The organism is Kribbella sp. CWNU-51 (assembly GCF_054073265.1).
Window position 1 is genome coordinate 388,612 of the sequence record NZ_JBSXMZ010000004.1, and the last position, 13,959, is coordinate 402,570.

At 69.1% G+C, this 13,959-nt stretch carries 13 protein-coding genes; 8 read left to right on the forward strand and 5 right to left on the reverse strand.

The annotated features are described in order from the left end of the window. Nucleotides 1-179: 179 nt before the first annotated feature. Complete coding sequence (locus ACXC9Q_RS03840; RefSeq protein ID WP_457055061.1) at nt 180-1,313, reverse strand: hypothetical protein; 1,134 nt, start codon at nt 1,311-1,313, stop codon at nt 180-182. 354 nt (nt 1,314-1,667) lie between these two features. Here ACXC9Q_RS03840 and ACXC9Q_RS03845 point away from each other — a divergent pair, with 354 nt between their 5' ends. After that, on the forward strand, nt 1,668-1,958 hold the full coding sequence (locus ACXC9Q_RS03845) for a hypothetical protein (protein ID WP_457055062.1): 291 nt from the start codon (nt 1,668-1,670) through the stop codon (nt 1,956-1,958). A gap of 10 nt (nt 1,959-1,968) precedes the next feature. On the opposite strand, the gene tsaA is transcribed toward ACXC9Q_RS03845, so the two are convergent. The 3 genes from tsaA to ACXC9Q_RS03860 are packed head-to-tail and all read right to left on the reverse strand — an operon-like array spanning nt 1,969 to nt 4,652. Next, nucleotides 1,969-2,379: a tRNA (N6-threonylcarbamoyladenosine(37)-N6)-methyltransferase TrmO gene (tsaA, locus tag ACXC9Q_RS03850; RefSeq protein ID WP_457055063.1), complete on the reverse strand. Its 411-nt coding sequence runs from the start codon at nt 2,377-2,379 to the stop codon at nt 1,969-1,971. Then, entirely contained in the window at nt 2,376-3,134 is a 759-nt protein-coding gene (locus tag ACXC9Q_RS03855) for a metallophosphoesterase (RefSeq protein ID WP_457055064.1), read from the reverse strand. Before ACXC9Q_RS03855 ends, tsaA begins: the two co-directional genes overlap by 4 nt. A 9-nt stretch (nt 3,135-3,143) precedes the next feature. Next, nucleotides 3,144-4,652, reverse strand: coding sequence for a PstS family phosphate ABC transporter substrate-binding protein (locus ACXC9Q_RS03860; RefSeq protein WP_457055065.1), 1,509 nt, complete (start codon nt 4,650-4,652; stop codon nt 3,144-3,146). Nucleotides 4,653-4,775: 123 nt separating this feature from the next. On the opposite strand from ACXC9Q_RS03860, the gene ACXC9Q_RS03865 reads away from it, so the two are divergent. The 4 genes from ACXC9Q_RS03865 to ACXC9Q_RS03880 all read left to right on the forward strand — a co-directional run bounded on the left by ACXC9Q_RS03865 (nt 4,776) and on the right by ACXC9Q_RS03880 (nt 8,840). Next, on the forward strand, nt 4,776-6,134 hold the full coding sequence (locus ACXC9Q_RS03865; protein WP_457055066.1) for a dihydrolipoyl dehydrogenase family protein: 1,359 nt from the start codon (nt 4,776-4,778) through the stop codon (nt 6,132-6,134). Between the two features lie 45 nt (nt 6,135-6,179). Continuing rightward, nucleotides 6,180-7,199 (forward strand): energy-coupling factor ABC transporter permease, encoded by a 1,020-nt coding sequence (locus tag ACXC9Q_RS03870; RefSeq protein ID WP_457055067.1) that lies wholly within the window; start codon nt 6,180-6,182, stop codon nt 7,197-7,199. Between the two features lie 115 nt (nt 7,200-7,314). Then, nucleotides 7,315-8,073, forward strand: coding sequence for a cobalt ECF transporter T component CbiQ (gene cbiQ / locus ACXC9Q_RS03875; RefSeq protein WP_457055068.1), 759 nt, complete (start codon nt 7,315-7,317; stop codon nt 8,071-8,073). Beyond that, nucleotides 8,070-8,840 (forward strand): energy-coupling factor ABC transporter ATP-binding protein, encoded by a 771-nt coding sequence (locus ACXC9Q_RS03880; RefSeq protein WP_329477065.1) that lies wholly within the window; start codon nt 8,070-8,072, stop codon nt 8,838-8,840. The genes cbiQ and ACXC9Q_RS03880 overlap by 4 nt, the downstream gene beginning before the upstream one ends. A 520-nt stretch (nt 8,841-9,360) precedes the next feature. On the opposite strand, the gene ACXC9Q_RS03885 is transcribed toward ACXC9Q_RS03880, so the two are convergent. Beyond that, nucleotides 9,361-10,101: a GntR family transcriptional regulator gene (locus ACXC9Q_RS03885; RefSeq protein ID WP_457055069.1), complete on the reverse strand. Its 741-nt coding sequence runs from the start codon at nt 10,099-10,101 to the stop codon at nt 9,361-9,363. A 130-nt stretch (nt 10,102-10,231) separates the two neighbouring features. On the opposite strand from ACXC9Q_RS03885, the gene ACXC9Q_RS03890 reads away from it, so the two are divergent. Genes ACXC9Q_RS03890 through ACXC9Q_RS03900 form a run of 3 tightly spaced genes read left to right on the forward strand, consistent with a single transcriptional unit; the run spans nt 10,232 to nt 13,957 of the window. After that, on the forward strand, nt 10,232-11,245 hold the full coding sequence (locus ACXC9Q_RS03890; RefSeq protein WP_457055070.1) for an Ldh family oxidoreductase: 1,014 nt from the start codon (nt 10,232-10,234) through the stop codon (nt 11,243-11,245). A gap of 31 nt (nt 11,246-11,276) precedes the next feature. Then, the gene (locus ACXC9Q_RS03895; protein ID WP_457055071.1) at nt 11,277-12,506 is read left to right on the forward strand and encodes an iron-containing alcohol dehydrogenase; all 1,230 of its coding nucleotides are present in this window, start codon (nt 11,277-11,279) and stop codon (nt 12,504-12,506) included. Between the two features lie 23 nt (nt 12,507-12,529). Continuing rightward, entirely contained in the window at nt 12,530-13,957 is a 1,428-nt protein-coding gene (locus ACXC9Q_RS03900; protein ID WP_457055072.1) for an NAD-dependent succinate-semialdehyde dehydrogenase, read from the forward strand. The last annotated feature ends 2 nt before the right edge of the window (nt 13,958-13,959 follow it).

Sequence of the window (13,959 nt, forward strand, 5' to 3'; positions counted from 1 at the left end):
CCCCCGGGGCCGCGCGCCGAAGGCGCGCCTCGATCCATAAGAGGTCAATCCGGCAGCGATGCTCAGACCCCGCATGCGCAGATTGGGCAAGTACGTTTCGCCGCAAGCCGGCCTGTGCCCGAGGACGATCGGACCAACAGAGTCAAACGCGGCCGGAGTGAGGCGGCCCGCGTGTCGCGTCAACCGGTGGTCGGCGTCGACCGGTTCAGCGGATGTGGCACTAACAGGTCCGGCGCGATGACAGGCGGTAGCGAGTTCAGCCACTCGCTGAGCTCTCCCGGGCGCCGGGGCAGGTATGTTCCGATGGACTGTAGCTCTTTGGAACTCAACAGAGCGTGGCGCACAGCCTTGTCGGGGAACACCGCCTCGCAGTACGCGTATGCCACCGACACAGCGTCGATGTCGACGATGTCGTTCACAGTCCAGTTGTGCCGTGGATCCCTGTGGTACCTGGTCTTCACGCTCACCGCGACCTGAGTGTGGGGCATCGCCCCCATGAACCGTCGCAGCTCGTCGTCGGGCGGATCGAAGTCAGGCAAGCCCGCCTTCTGGCGCTCGATCCGCATGCGGGTGTACATGTCGATCCACTCGTGCACGAACTCGCGAGCACCGATCAGGTCACGCAGACGGCCGCGGCGCCACTTCGGATTCTCGTTCAATACCCGTTCGGTGTCCTGCTCCCATTCGACCCGGCTTCTCTGACCCTCAACCGCCACCCGAGGTTGGAACGCGGGATCGGTCCGGAGCTGCTCAAGGTCCTCATCGGACGGACCGCGCAGCATGTTGCGCTCCATCTCGCAATTCATCCTCGCGACGAGCGTGTCGAACTCGGCGTCTGACATCTGGGCACGGACCGCGTCGGAGGCATCGCCACCGTTGTGGTTCACGATATTGAGTCCGCCGACCATCCCGAACGCGTGTCCGAAGGTCGACCGCACAAGCGCAATACTCCGATCAGAGATGTCCTCGCCCAAGATCTTCGCCATGCCCGCTTCGATTTCAAGTTCTGCGATCAGCGTGCGGCCGGGCAAGTAGCAGTAGTCGGACAGCGTCTCAAGGATGTCGGCGAGGTTGCCGCGCTGCTTGGGGTCGGTGATCTGTGCGATCTCCCACATGTGCTCGCCGCTGAGCGGGAACATGGCGCGCCTCTCAAGTTTGGCGCGCAGTGCCGCCTGGTAAAGCTCGAGGTACTCAGCCGGCACCTTGGTGTCGCCCCTCAATGCGCGCGCCATTCGGATGGCCACGTGCAGGTCCAGGTACACCAGCGGGATACGCGGGCGCATCACATTTGCCCACACGAGTTCCTCGGCCATCGGGACCTTCAAGCCGGTACTCACACCCTTCGCCCTCCTGTGCTGGACGGACCAAGTGTGCCAAGGAGAGCCGACATCCGCCTTGCGGTTTCACCGCTGCCTAGTCGACCGGCCCCGATCGTGATTCGCCCGACCTGCAACGGAGTCTGCTCGTCGGGGGTACATCGGCCTAGATGACCACTTCGTTGGGGACCGGCCACAGTGCCCGCTTGCCGCAGAGCAGCGAGCGGAGTGGTCCGGGGCTTCGTCGTTTCGGGACCGAGGTCCCGGCGATCCGGGACTTTCGGCCGCAGTGCCGGGCCGGTGCCAGGTGATGAGCTTTGGTCGCAGGATTTCTCGCTGAAGGCAGGCCGGATGACATCGTGCGACCAGTACGAACCAGACACCACTCACGAGCTGCACGCGGATGTGGAGACCTACCACCAGGGCGGCACGTGGTACACGCGGCGTTGTGACAGCACCGAGCCGTTCGCCTCCGGGGCGAGCCGGCTGCGGCTGATCGCGATCGGCGTCGAGGTCGCCCGCTGGAACGGGCTGCGGCACCTGATCCGCGACACCGACGGGACGATCGCTGAGATCAACACCTACCTCACCGGGCCCTATCCGGCCCGATCACCGATCGCGCATCAGCGCCTCCGGTCGTGAGCGCGGCGGTTCAGCGGTCGGTGATGTCGCCCAGGACGGGCTTGACGTCGACGATGGGGGTGCCGTCGAGAGCTTCGAGGTTGTTCACCTGAATCCGCGGGCCGTCGGTGGCGAGGACCGTGACGCGATGCAGGCCGAGGGGATTCGGCCGGTCGGGGGAGCGGGTGCTGAAGACACCGGTGGGCGGCCGGGTCCGGTCGCCGCGCGGATGCACCGTGAGTACGTCGCGATCGGCGCGGTCGAACCAGGTGATGAGGATGATCTCGTCGCCGGCCGCTACGTCGTCGAGTGCCGCCCGGACTGATTCGTCGAAGACCACCCATGCGTCGGGTGCACCCTCGTCGCCTTGGCGTGGTGCGTCGGCTCGCGTGATCAAGGGCGACTCGACGCGGCCGATGGCACGAAGAGTGAACTCGGTCATCGGGCTGGGTAGCGGTAGACGGTCTGCAGGGGCTCGCCCTCCACATGGATGTGCAGCGCGAAGCCGGGATGGGCCGTGGGGTCCACCAACGCGCCCGCCGCGGAAGCGGGCTCGAAGGGGAGCGGGACCGAGGACCGGATGCCCGGGGCGACGCGGAGCGGGATGCCGGCGAACGTGGCGGTGATGGCGTTGTGGACGTGGCCGGCGAACAGGGCGGTGACCGGTTTGCCTTCGAGGACGGCCGCGAACGGCTCGCGAGTCAGGAGCATCCACTGATCCATCGTCGGGTGATGGAGGTTGAACGGCGGCTGGTGGAAGGCGACGAACAACGGTCCGTCGAACGGTTCCCGCAGTACGCCGTCGAGCCAGGCCAGCGACTCCGCCGGCAGCAGTCCGTGGTTCTGACCCGGGACCGTCGTGTCGAGCAGGACGAACCGCGCCCCACCGATATCGCGGACCTGATGGACCGGATGGCCTTCGCCGGGTGAGTCGACGAGCGACGAGAGCGCCGTTCGCAACGGCGCGCTCACATCGTGGTTGCCCGGCAGCACGAGCACCGGCAGGTCCAGCTTGAGCTCCGCGGCCAGCTCGGCGTACTCGGCCTCCAGCCCGTGATCGGCGAGATCGCCGGTGACGAGGATGACGTCTACCGGCCGCCGGAAGTCCTTCAGGTACGCCGTGATCCGCCGCAATCGGTCACGTGCCTCCTCCGAGCCGTCGAGATGCGGGTCACTCAGGTGCGCGATCACGTACATGCCTGCACCTTAACCGCAGAAGCCGGCCGGCAGATCTCCACACGGAACCAGACCACTGCGCTCGAGCACCGGCCGCGCCTGGGTCGAGCGGAGGTAGTCCAGGAAGGCTGCGGTCAGCGATCCCGCCTCCGGCGCCCGGTAGGTGTAGGCGTGCTCGACCTCCCAGAACTTGTACGTCCCCGCCGCGACCTTGGACGAATCGGGTACGACGTCGTCGACCGTCGCGACCGCGATCCCCGGGAACTTCCGGGCCCCACCGAGCTCGGCGTACCCGATCGCGCCGTCGATCTCGTTGACCCGGGTCAGCAGCTCCTCCGTCGTACCGACCTCGCAGCGGTGGTATGTCGCCACCGGGTCGTCGTCCTGGCGGCAGTCGTCGGACGAGATGCCCAGCTCCTGATCACCGCCGAGGACCTTCTCCCGGAACACCCGCCGCGAACCGGAGTCCGGGCCGACCCGGCTCACCATCCGGATCGGCAGGTCCCGGCCGCCGACCTGCTTCCAGTTCGTCACCTTGCCGCTGTAGATCTCGCGGAGCTGACTCGTGGTCAGCGCGCTCACGTCGGCCGAGCGGTTGATGACCACGGCGAAGACGACCACCGCCATCGGCTCGCCGCGAAGGTCGGGCGAGTCCTCGGCCGGTCCGTCCGACATCGCGATCAGCTTGCCCGCCGCGCCCGCGTCCTTCGCGCCCGTCTCGTCCAGGGTCCGGACGCCGCTGCGGCTGCCGTTCGCCGCGATGGTGATGTCGGCACGCGTGCAGTCGGCCGCGTAGGCGGTCCGCAGTTCGCGCATGGTCGGCTCCACCGCCGTCGAGCCGATCACCCGCAGCTGACCCGACACGCAGGTGTCCGGCGGCTGCAGTACGTCGACCAGGAAGAACGCGACCAGCGCGCCGACCAGGACCAGCGACAACGCCCCGAACATCAACGTACGACGACCCGGCCCGCGCGGCCGCGGTTCGTGGTAGACCCCGCCGCCGGTGGATCCACCGGCCAGATAGCCGGAGTGGCTGACACCCTTGCCCGTCCCGGACAGCACCAGCAGGAACTTGAAGTGGTCGCCGCGGTTGATCGCGATCCGGGGCAGCACCAGCTTGCTGGTGTCGACGTAGTTGGCCGGGACCATCCGCCGCTGGAGCATCTCGCCCAGCGACTTCGGCTGCGCCTCGGTCACCCGCAGGCCGACGATCTTGCGGTCCGGGAACGCGAACGAGACCTTCTCGTGCATGTCGTGCGGATCGATGTCCATCCCGCCGGCGTTGTCCAGCCGGAGCAGCACGATGCTCGGGTCCTGCACCACCGCGCCCTGGTGCCGCACCTCGACGTCGACCATCCGCTGGGTCTTGTCCTCGCCCGGGAAGACCCCGATCTGCGCGTCGACCTGGACCCGGTAGACGAGCCGCTTGCGGCGCAGGATGTACCGGTCGACGAGCCACGCGGCAGCCGTACTGACCAGGGCGATGGCGGCGATGACGGTTTCGAGGTTGATGCTGCCGAAACCCGAGAAATCGAACAACGTGTCGGTCCCCACTTCTACGAGCCCCGAACGTACTGTCCCGCGGTGAACGGATGCTTACCGACCGATGACACGCAGACTCGAGACTTGGCCGGTCCGGGCCGGTCTGCGAGATTGGGCGGCATGGCTGAGAACGTGGATGTGGTCGTGGTCGGAGTCGGCGTCGGCGGCGAGGAGACGACCGGCCGGCTGGCGCAGGCGGGGTTGCGGGTGGTGGGGATCGAGTCCCGCCTGGTGGGCGGTGAATGCCCGTACTACGGCTGCATCCCGAGCAAGATGATGATCCGGGCCGCGAACCTGATCGCCGAGACCCGGCGCGTCGACGGCATGGCCGGTACGGCGACCGTCGCGCCGGACTGGGCTCCGGTGGCCAAGCGCATCCGCGAGGAGGCCACCGACACCTGGAACGACCAGGTCGCCGTGGACCGGCTGGTGAACAAGGGCGCCACCGTCATCAAGGACCGCGCCACGATCACGGGACCCAGCACGGTCCGGGCCGGGGACCGCGAGTACGAGGCGTCCCGCGGCATCGTGATCGCGACCGGCACGCTCCCGGCGGTCCCGCCGATCGACGGTCTCGCGGGGACGCCGTACTGGACGAACCGGGAGGCGATCGAGGCGGAGACGCTACCGGCCACGATCCTGGTGCTCGGCGGTGGAGCGATCGGGATGGAGCTGGCCCAGGTGTTCGCCCGGTTCGGTGTGCGGGTGACCGTGATCGAGGGCGCCGCCGACGTGTTGTCGATGGAGGAGCCGGAGTCCGGCGTACTGGCCCGGGAGGCGCTGCAGCGCGACGGCGTCACCTTCCGGACCGGGGTGCACGCCAAGCAGGTCGGGTACGCCGGTGACACGTTCACCGTCACGCTCGACGACGGATCCTCGGTCACTGGCGACAAGTTGCTGGTGGCAACGGGCCGGCGGATCGCCACCGACGACCTCGGGCTGGACAAGCTGGGGCTCGACCCGAAGGCCCGCCGGATCGAGGTGGACGAGCACGTCCGGGCCGGCGACAGGGTGTGGGCGATCGGCGATGTCACCGGGGTCGGAGTGTTCACCCACAATGCGATGTACCAGGCCGACATCGCGGTCCGCGACATCCTGCAGGAACCGGACGCGCCGACCGCGAGCTACCACGCGATGCCGCGGGTGACGTTCACCGATCCCGAGATCGGTGCGGTCGGGATGACCGAGAAGCAAGCCCGCGACGCCGGGCTGAACGCGCGGACCGGGTCGACCCCCATCCCGGCGTCGACCCGCGGCTGGATCCACAAGGCCGGCAACGAGGGCTTCATCAAGGTGGTCGCGGACGCCGATCGCGGTGTCCTGGTCGGTGCGACGAGCGCAGGCCCGACCGGTGGCGAAGTGCTCAGCGCGCTCGCGCTCGCAGTGCACGCAGCCGTTCCCGTTCACACTCTGCGACAGATGATCTACGCATACCCGACCTTCCACCGGGCGATCGGGGAGGCCCTGAAGCCGTTGTGAGACGGCTTCTTGCGAATGCGTCGCAACTAGTTCAAGAATGTGGCCGTGCATGTTCCTGACGGCTTCTTCGACGCGCCGACCTCCGTCGCCACCGGGCTGATCGCGGCCGGCGCGGTCGGGTTCAGCCTGCAGCGGGCGAACCGGGAGATCCGCGAGACGGGTCCCGCGCTGGCCGGGCTGACCGCGGCCTTCGTATTCGCGGTGCAGATGGTGAACTTCCCGGTCGGCGCGGGGACCAGCGGACACCTGCTCGGTGGTGCCCTGGCCGCCGCACTGGTCGGCCCGTGGACCGCCGTACTCGTGATGTCGACGGTGCTCTTGGTCCAGGGGCTGTTGTTCGCGGACGGTGGGCTGACCGCCCTCGGGACGAACATCACGCTGATGGGGCTCGTCACGGTTCTCGTCGGGTACATCCTCATCCGGGCGGTGCTGCGGGTTCTGCCGCGCCGTGCCGGCAGCGTCGTACCGGCGGCGACGCTCGGGGCGCTGGTGTCGGTGCCGGTCGCGGCGCTGGCGTTCACCGGGCTGTACGCGATCGGCGGCGCGGTCGACATCCCGATCGGCAAGCTCGCGACTGCGATGGTCGGCTGGCACGTCCTGGTCGGGATCGGCGAGGCGGTCATCACCGCCGCCGTACTGAGCGCGGTCGTGGCGACCCGGCCGGATCTCGTCTACGCCGCCCGCCACCTGCAGCAGGACCTGATCCTGGTCGATGCCGACGGCAACACCTCCACGGTGTCGCCGGACAAGGCGATCGCGACCAAGCCGGCCGGTCGGTCGCTCGGCGTCGGGATCGCGCTCACGCTGATGGTGGCCGGTGGGCTGAGCCTGTTCGCGAGCGCGCACCCGGACGGGCTCGAGTTCGTCGGCGCCAAGCTCGGCTTCGAGAGCGCGGCCAAGGGCTCCGCGGCCGCGAGTAGTCCACTCGCCCACTACGGCGTCAGCGGGATCGGCAACTCCCAGGTCTCCGGCGCCCTCGCCGGCATCATCGGCGTACTGGTCACGATCGTGGTCGGCCTGGCGATCGCCAAGCTGGCGTCGCTGCGTGCCGGCAAGGCATCGTGACGGTATCGATGCCACGCCTCCGGCGCGGCGGGTCATGGGGCCGGTACTCCCGGCCTTCCTTCGTCGCTCCAGTCGCTTCGCTCCCTCCGCTCCTCAGTCCAGGCCGGGAGGCCCCATGACCGGTGACGGTCTTCTCGTCGCGGTGGACAGCCGGATCCACCGGATCCCGGCGCAGGTGAAACTCGTCGCCCTGTTCGTCTTCGTGCTCGCCGTCGTCTCCACCCCGGCGGCCGCCTTCTGGGCCTTCGGCGCGTACGCCGTGATGCTCGTGGCCGCCGTGGTCGTCGCGAAGCTGCCGGCCCCGGTCGTGTCACGGCGGCTGGCCGTGGAGACGCCGTTCATCGTGTTCGCGTTGCTGCTGCCCTTCGTGGCGACCGGGCCGACCGTCTCGGTGCTGGGCGTGGAGTTGTCGGAGTCCGGCGTACTCGGGGCGTGGAACGTGCTGGCCAAGGGCACGCTCGGGGTGGTCGCGGCGATCCTGCTGTCGGCGACCACCGGACCGCGTGACGTGCTGGCCGGCCTCGAGCGGCTGCGGCTGCCGTCGACGCTGGTCGCGATCCTATCGTTCATGGTCCGGTACCTGAGCGTGGTGTCGGACGACCTGCACCGGATGCGGATCGCGCGAGAGTCGCGCGGCTACGCCGGCGGGCGGGTCGGTCATCTGAAGGCGGTCGCCGGGGGAGTGGGGGCATTGTTCGTGCGCAGCTTCGAGCGAGGCGAGCGGGTGCACCTGGCCATGCGGTCACGTGGCTACACCGGCCGGATGCCGCTGCTGAGCGTCGCGGGTGCGACGCGTGAACAATGGCTGCGGGGGATGACGATGTCCCTGGCGGCCGTGCTGATCGCCGTCGCGGCCAGGGTGGTCGGCCTGTGAGCGGTCCCGCGATCCATGTCGAGCGTCTGGTCTTCGCCTATCCCGATGGGCGGCAGGCCTTGTTCGGTGTCGATTTCACGGTCCAGCGTGGTGAGCGGGTCGCACTGCTCGGGCCGAACGGCGCCGGCAAGACCACGCTCGTCCTGCATCTGAACGGGATCCTCGGCTCGGTGGCCGGCGGCACAGGGAGCGGCCGGATCGAGATCGGCGGGACCGGTTTGCACCGCGAGCACCTGTCCGTGGTCCGGCGGAAGGTCGGGCTGGTGTTCCAGGACCCGGACGACCAGCTGTTCATGCCGACGGTGCGCGACGACGTAGCCTTCGGTCCGGCGAACCTCGGGCTGCGCGGCTCCGAGCTCGACGACCGGGTGCACGAGGCGCTGGTGCAGGTCGGGATGCAGGACCACGCCGACCTGGCTCCGCATCACCTGTCGTTCGGGCAGCGGCGGCGGGTCGCGGTGGCGACGGTCCTGGCGATGCGGCCCGAGGTGCTCGTGCTCGACGAGCCGTCGAGCAACCTGGACCCGGCCGCTCGGCGAGAGCTCGCCGACATCCTGGCCGGCCTGGACGTGACACTGCTGATGATCACGCACGACCTGCCGTACGCGCTGCAGTTGTGTGAGCGGAGCCTGCTGATGGACGACGGCCGGATCGTTGCCGACGGCAAGACCCGCGATCTCCTCGGCGACGCCGACCTGATGGCCGCCCACCGCCTCGAGCTCCCCTACGGCTTCGACCCCCTCTCCGTCCCCGGCCCCGAACGCTGACCTGCAGCCGAGAACTCTGCACACGCACGGATATCCGGTCCACCGAGGCGCCGTCAGGCCCGCGGACACCTTGTCGGAACCTAGTCCCTCACCAAGAACGCTGAGGTCGCCACCACACCTGGCTTCCGCCCGGGGCAATTTCGGGGGAGAACCTCGCAGCTGCACCGTTCTCCCCACCGCATACCCGAGGCGAAGGGACCCAGATCAGGGGTGAACCCCGCATCTGGCCGTCGGCTGGCGGGGCAGCGGTCGCTCCGGACCACCAGCCTCCCCTGGGCCGTGCGGCGCCAGCCGGCGGTGGGTTCGCCCGACTCTGTGCACCAGATCCGTGCGCGGAGGCCCGCGCCGCACGGATCTGGTGCACAAAGTGGTGGTGCCGGCGACCCGCGGAGACGACCGGAGCGTACGGTCCGTCGGTGGTGATCCCCGCGAACGGAGGGTTGTCTGCCGGTACGCCAGTGGAGAAGGCACGACCGGGAGGGTCGTGTGATCAAGACGGGTCGGCGGTCCCGTCGTGGGGTCAGGATGGGGTGGCGGTGTCCTCGGGGATGAGGTCGGCGGCGGGTGCGATGGCGACGGGGACTGTCTCGGGGGCCGACTCGAAGGCTGACCTGAGGCGACTGCGGGAGGCGGTCAGGTGGGCGTGCATCGCCCGGTCCGCAGCCTCGGTGTCGCGCTGCCGGATCGCGGTGACGATCAGGTCGTGCTCCTCGAGCGCCTCCTCGGTCACCCGGGAGTCACGCAGCAGCCGGAACAGCTGCAGATGGCAGTGCAGCTTGGCGAAGATCTCGCCGAAGTAGCTGTTGCCGGTGGCACCGATGATGGCCTGGTGGAACTCGGCGTCCTTGCGGGCGAACGCGCCGTACGACATCGTGCCGGCCAGGTAGCGGGCGCGCAGGTCGGCGGCGATGCCGGCGATCTGCTCGACCTCGACCCGCTGGTGCCGGCCGGCCGCCAGGCCGGAGCAGTACGGCTCGATCAGGAACCGCGCCTCGAAGAGGTCCTCGAACCGCTCCGGCGTCAGCTTGGGACTCGCGGAATATCCGATCAGATGTGTTTTGGTGACCAGATCTTCGGCCTCGAGCCGGTTCAGTGACTCCCGGACCGGGGTCTGGGAGACGCCGAGCTGCCGGCTGATCACATCGACCCGGATCCGCTCACCGGGCTGGATCACGCCGTCCAGCAGGAGCGTCTGCAGCTGCTCGTAGACCACATCGCTCATCCTGGTGCGTTCAGGACGCTCGGTAGCGCGCTCGCTCATATGCCTGCCCTGTCCGGTCGGATCCTGGTCGGCCTTAGTTGTGAATTCGTATCCACAGACCATTGCAAATCATATCTGATCTGATCTAGCCTGCCAAAAATCGACAAAATCCACCCCTGGGATGGTCGACGTGCACACTGACCTCGCAACAGCGCAGTCCCTGGCCGAACATCTGCTCATCACCGCGGGTGTGCCCGGCCCGGCAGCCACTCAGCAAGCCGAGCTCCTCCTGATCGCCGAGGCGAAAGGGGTGCCGTCGCACGGCCTGCTCCGGCTGCCGCGGCTGCTCCGCAGACTGGCGAACGGTACGGCGAGCCCGACGAACACCGGCAAACACGAATGGCTCAGCCCGTGCTACCTGTCCGTCGACGGTGAGCAGGGCCTCGGCCCGGTGGTCGCGCTGCGTGCGCTGGAAGCCGTCGTTCCGGCGGCTCGACGGCACGGCGTCGCGGTCTGCTCGATCACGAACAACAACCACCTCGGCATGCTCGGCTTCTACGCCGGCCGGATCGCCGAGCGCGGTCTGGTCTGCCTCGGCATGACGACGAGCGAGGCGCTGGTCCATCCGTGGGGCGGCACCGAGGCGATCCTCGGGACCAATCCACTGGCGCTCGGCGTCCCGGCGCAACCGCATCCGCTGGTGCTCGACATGGCGACGTCGCAGATCTCGATGGGCAAGGTGCATGACCACGCTCTCCGCGGCGTACCGCTCGAGCCTGGCTGGGCACTCGATGCCGACGGCAACGCGACGATCGATCCCGAGGCGGCCAAGTCCGGATCCATCGCGCCGTTCGGGGGACCGAAGGGCTACGGGCTCGGGCTGGGCCTGGGCGCGATGGTCACCTTCCTGACCGGCGCCGCCTACGGCACGGCGGTCGGCGGGACGTTGGACGACGTCCGCCTCAGCAACAAGGGTGACCTGTTCATCCTGCTGAGCGGTGGCGCGTACTCGGCCTCGGAGTACCTGGACCAGGTCCGCGGCAGCCGACGCGCCGACCCGGCGACGCCGGTCGCGGTTCCCGGCGACGGCGCCCGGGCCCGCTATCGCAACTCGGTCGCCGACGGCATCGATGTCGCCGACGACCTGTGGCGCGAGCTGACCGCTCTGCAGGCAGCCCGGCCCGAAGCAGTGCTGGCCGAATGACCCCGCCCCGACCAGACAAGGACCCCTCACGATGACGATCACCACCCCCTCCTTCGGCGTGCAACGAGCGCCGCGAACCGTCGTCTTCGGCGCCGGCCAGCGCGCGCTGCTCGGCAGCCTGGCCGCGGAGTACGGGCGCAAGGCACTCGTCTGCACGGATCAGCGGCTGGCCGCTTCGGCGGAGTTCACCGAGCTGATCGCGGATCTGAAGGATCACGGCCTCGAGGTGAGCGTGTGGTCGGACACCGCCGCCGAACTGCCGACCTCCGACATCGACGCCTGCTACGGCGCGATGAAGGACGCCGGGATCGAGGTGGTGATCGGGATCGGCGGCGGCAGCTGTCTCGACCTCGGCAAGGCACTGGCGCTGCTGCTCAGCCATGGCGGCCCGATCGACCGGTACTACGGGGAGAACGCCGTACCGGGACCCGTCCTGCCGATCGTCGCCGTTCCCACGACCGGCGGGACCGGGTCCGAGGTGACGCCGGTCTGCGTGCTCAGCGACAGCCGGCGCGAGCTGAAAGCGGGGATCTCCTCGCCCTACCTGATTCCCTCGGTCGCGATCTGCGACCCGGAGCTGACCTACAGCTGTCCGCCCGGACTGACCGCCAGCGCGGGCGCCGACGCGGTCTCGCATCTGGTCGAGTCGTTCACCGCGATCCAGCGGCCGTCGACAGCGGTCGGCGAAGGCCGGGTCTTCATCGGCAAGAACGTGATCAGCGACTCCTACGCGCGCTGGGGTCTCGGGCTGCTGGCCAAGGCTCTGCCCGAAGCGTTCGAGCATCCCGACGATCGGCAGGCACGCTCCGACGTGATGCTCGCCGCGAACGCGGGAGGCTATGCGCTCGGAGTCGCGGGAACCGCCGCCGCGCATGCCTTGCAGTATCCGCTCGGCGCCCTGACACACACCGCGCACGGTGTCGGAGTCGGCGTCCTCCTCCCGTACGTCATGCGTTACAACGCGCCGGCCCGGGTTCAGGAATTCGCCGAGATCGCGACCATCTTCGGCGTACCGGTGACCGGGGGCGGCGAGGCGCAGGCGCTGGCCGGCATCGAAGCCGTCGAGGGACTGCTCGAGCGGATCGGCATCCCGTCCACGTTGAAGGAGCTCGGCCTCGCCGAGGACCAACTGTCGTACGTCGCGTCGATGGGGCTGAAGTCGGCCCGGCTGGTCGACAACAACCCCCGCCCGCTGGACGCCGACGCGCTGTACGAGATCACTCGTGCCGCGTACGCCGGCGACCGTAGCCAACCGTTCTGACCAGGCATATGGAGCACACCCAGATGATCTCTCCGCACGATCTGTTCATCGATGGTCAGTGGCGGCCGGCCGCTGACGGCCGGCGGTTCCCGGTCCACGATCCGGCCGACGGCTCCGAACTGGCACAGTTCGCAGCTGCCACCGAGGCGGACTGTCTGGCCGCGGTGGACGCTGCAGCGGACGCGCTGGCCGGCTGGGCCGCGACCCCTCCGCGGCAACGATCGGAGATCCTCCGCCAGTGTTTCGACATCCTGACCGCCGAGCGCGAGCAGTTCGCCGAGATCATCGTCGCCGAGAACGGCAAGGCGTACGCCGACGCACTCGGTGAGGCCGCCTACGCCGCCGAGTTCTTCCGCTGGTTCGCCGAGGAGGCGGTCCGGATCGGCGGCGACTTCCGGCTCTCCCCGTCGGGCGACAAGACGATCGTGGTCCGGCGCGATCCGATCGGGGTGTCGGTCCTGGTCACCCCCTGGAACTTCCCGGCCGCGATGGCGACCCGCAAGATCGCCCCCGCGCTGGCGGCCGGGTGCTCGGTGGTGCTGAAGCCGGCCAGCCAGACACCGCTGACCGCCGCCTATGTCGTCGAGGTACTGCGTCGCGCCGGTGTGCCGGCGGGGGTTGTCAACCTGGTGACGCCGGTGCCGGCCGGTCCGGCGGTGAGCGCGATGCTGCACCACCCCGCCGTACGCAAGCTGTCCTTCACCGGCTCGACCGAGGTCGGACGGGTGCTGCTGCGGGAGGCCGCCGACCAGGTGGTCAGCTCGTCGATGGAGCTCGGCGGCAACGCGCCGTTCGTCGTCCTGCCCGGTGCCGACCTGGACGCCGCGGTCGAGGGCGCGATGGTCGCGAAGCTGCGCAACGGCGGATCGGCCTGTACGGCGGCGAACCGGTTCTACGTGCACGACTCGCTCGTCGACGAGTTCGCCGTCCGGATCACTGCGGCCATGAAGGGCGTCACGATGGGCCCGGGGGCCGATCGGTCGAACGAGCTCGGCGCCCTGGTGTCGCCGGAAGAGCGCGACAAGGTGGCCCGGCTCGTCGAGCAGGCCGTTGCGGACGGCGCCACGCTGACGCTGGGCGGTGAGACTCCGAAGGTCGGCGCCTTCTACCCGCCGACCGTGCTCACCGATGTCCGGCACGGCAGCGAGATCAACCAGATCGAGATCTTCGGACCCGTCACCGCGATCGTCTCCTTCAGCGACGTCGACGAGGCGATCGCGATGGCCAACGACACCATCTACGGCCTGATCGCCTATGTGTACGGCGATCCGGCGCAGGCGCTCGCGGTCGCGCAGAAGATCGACGCCGGCATGGTCGCGGTCAACCGCGGCGTGCTCAGCGACCCGGCGGCGCCGTTCGGCGGGACGAAGCAGTCCGGACTCGGGCGCGAAGGCAGCTCCGAAGGCATCCTCGAATTCCTCGAGGAGAAGTACATCGGGATCGAGGTGTGACC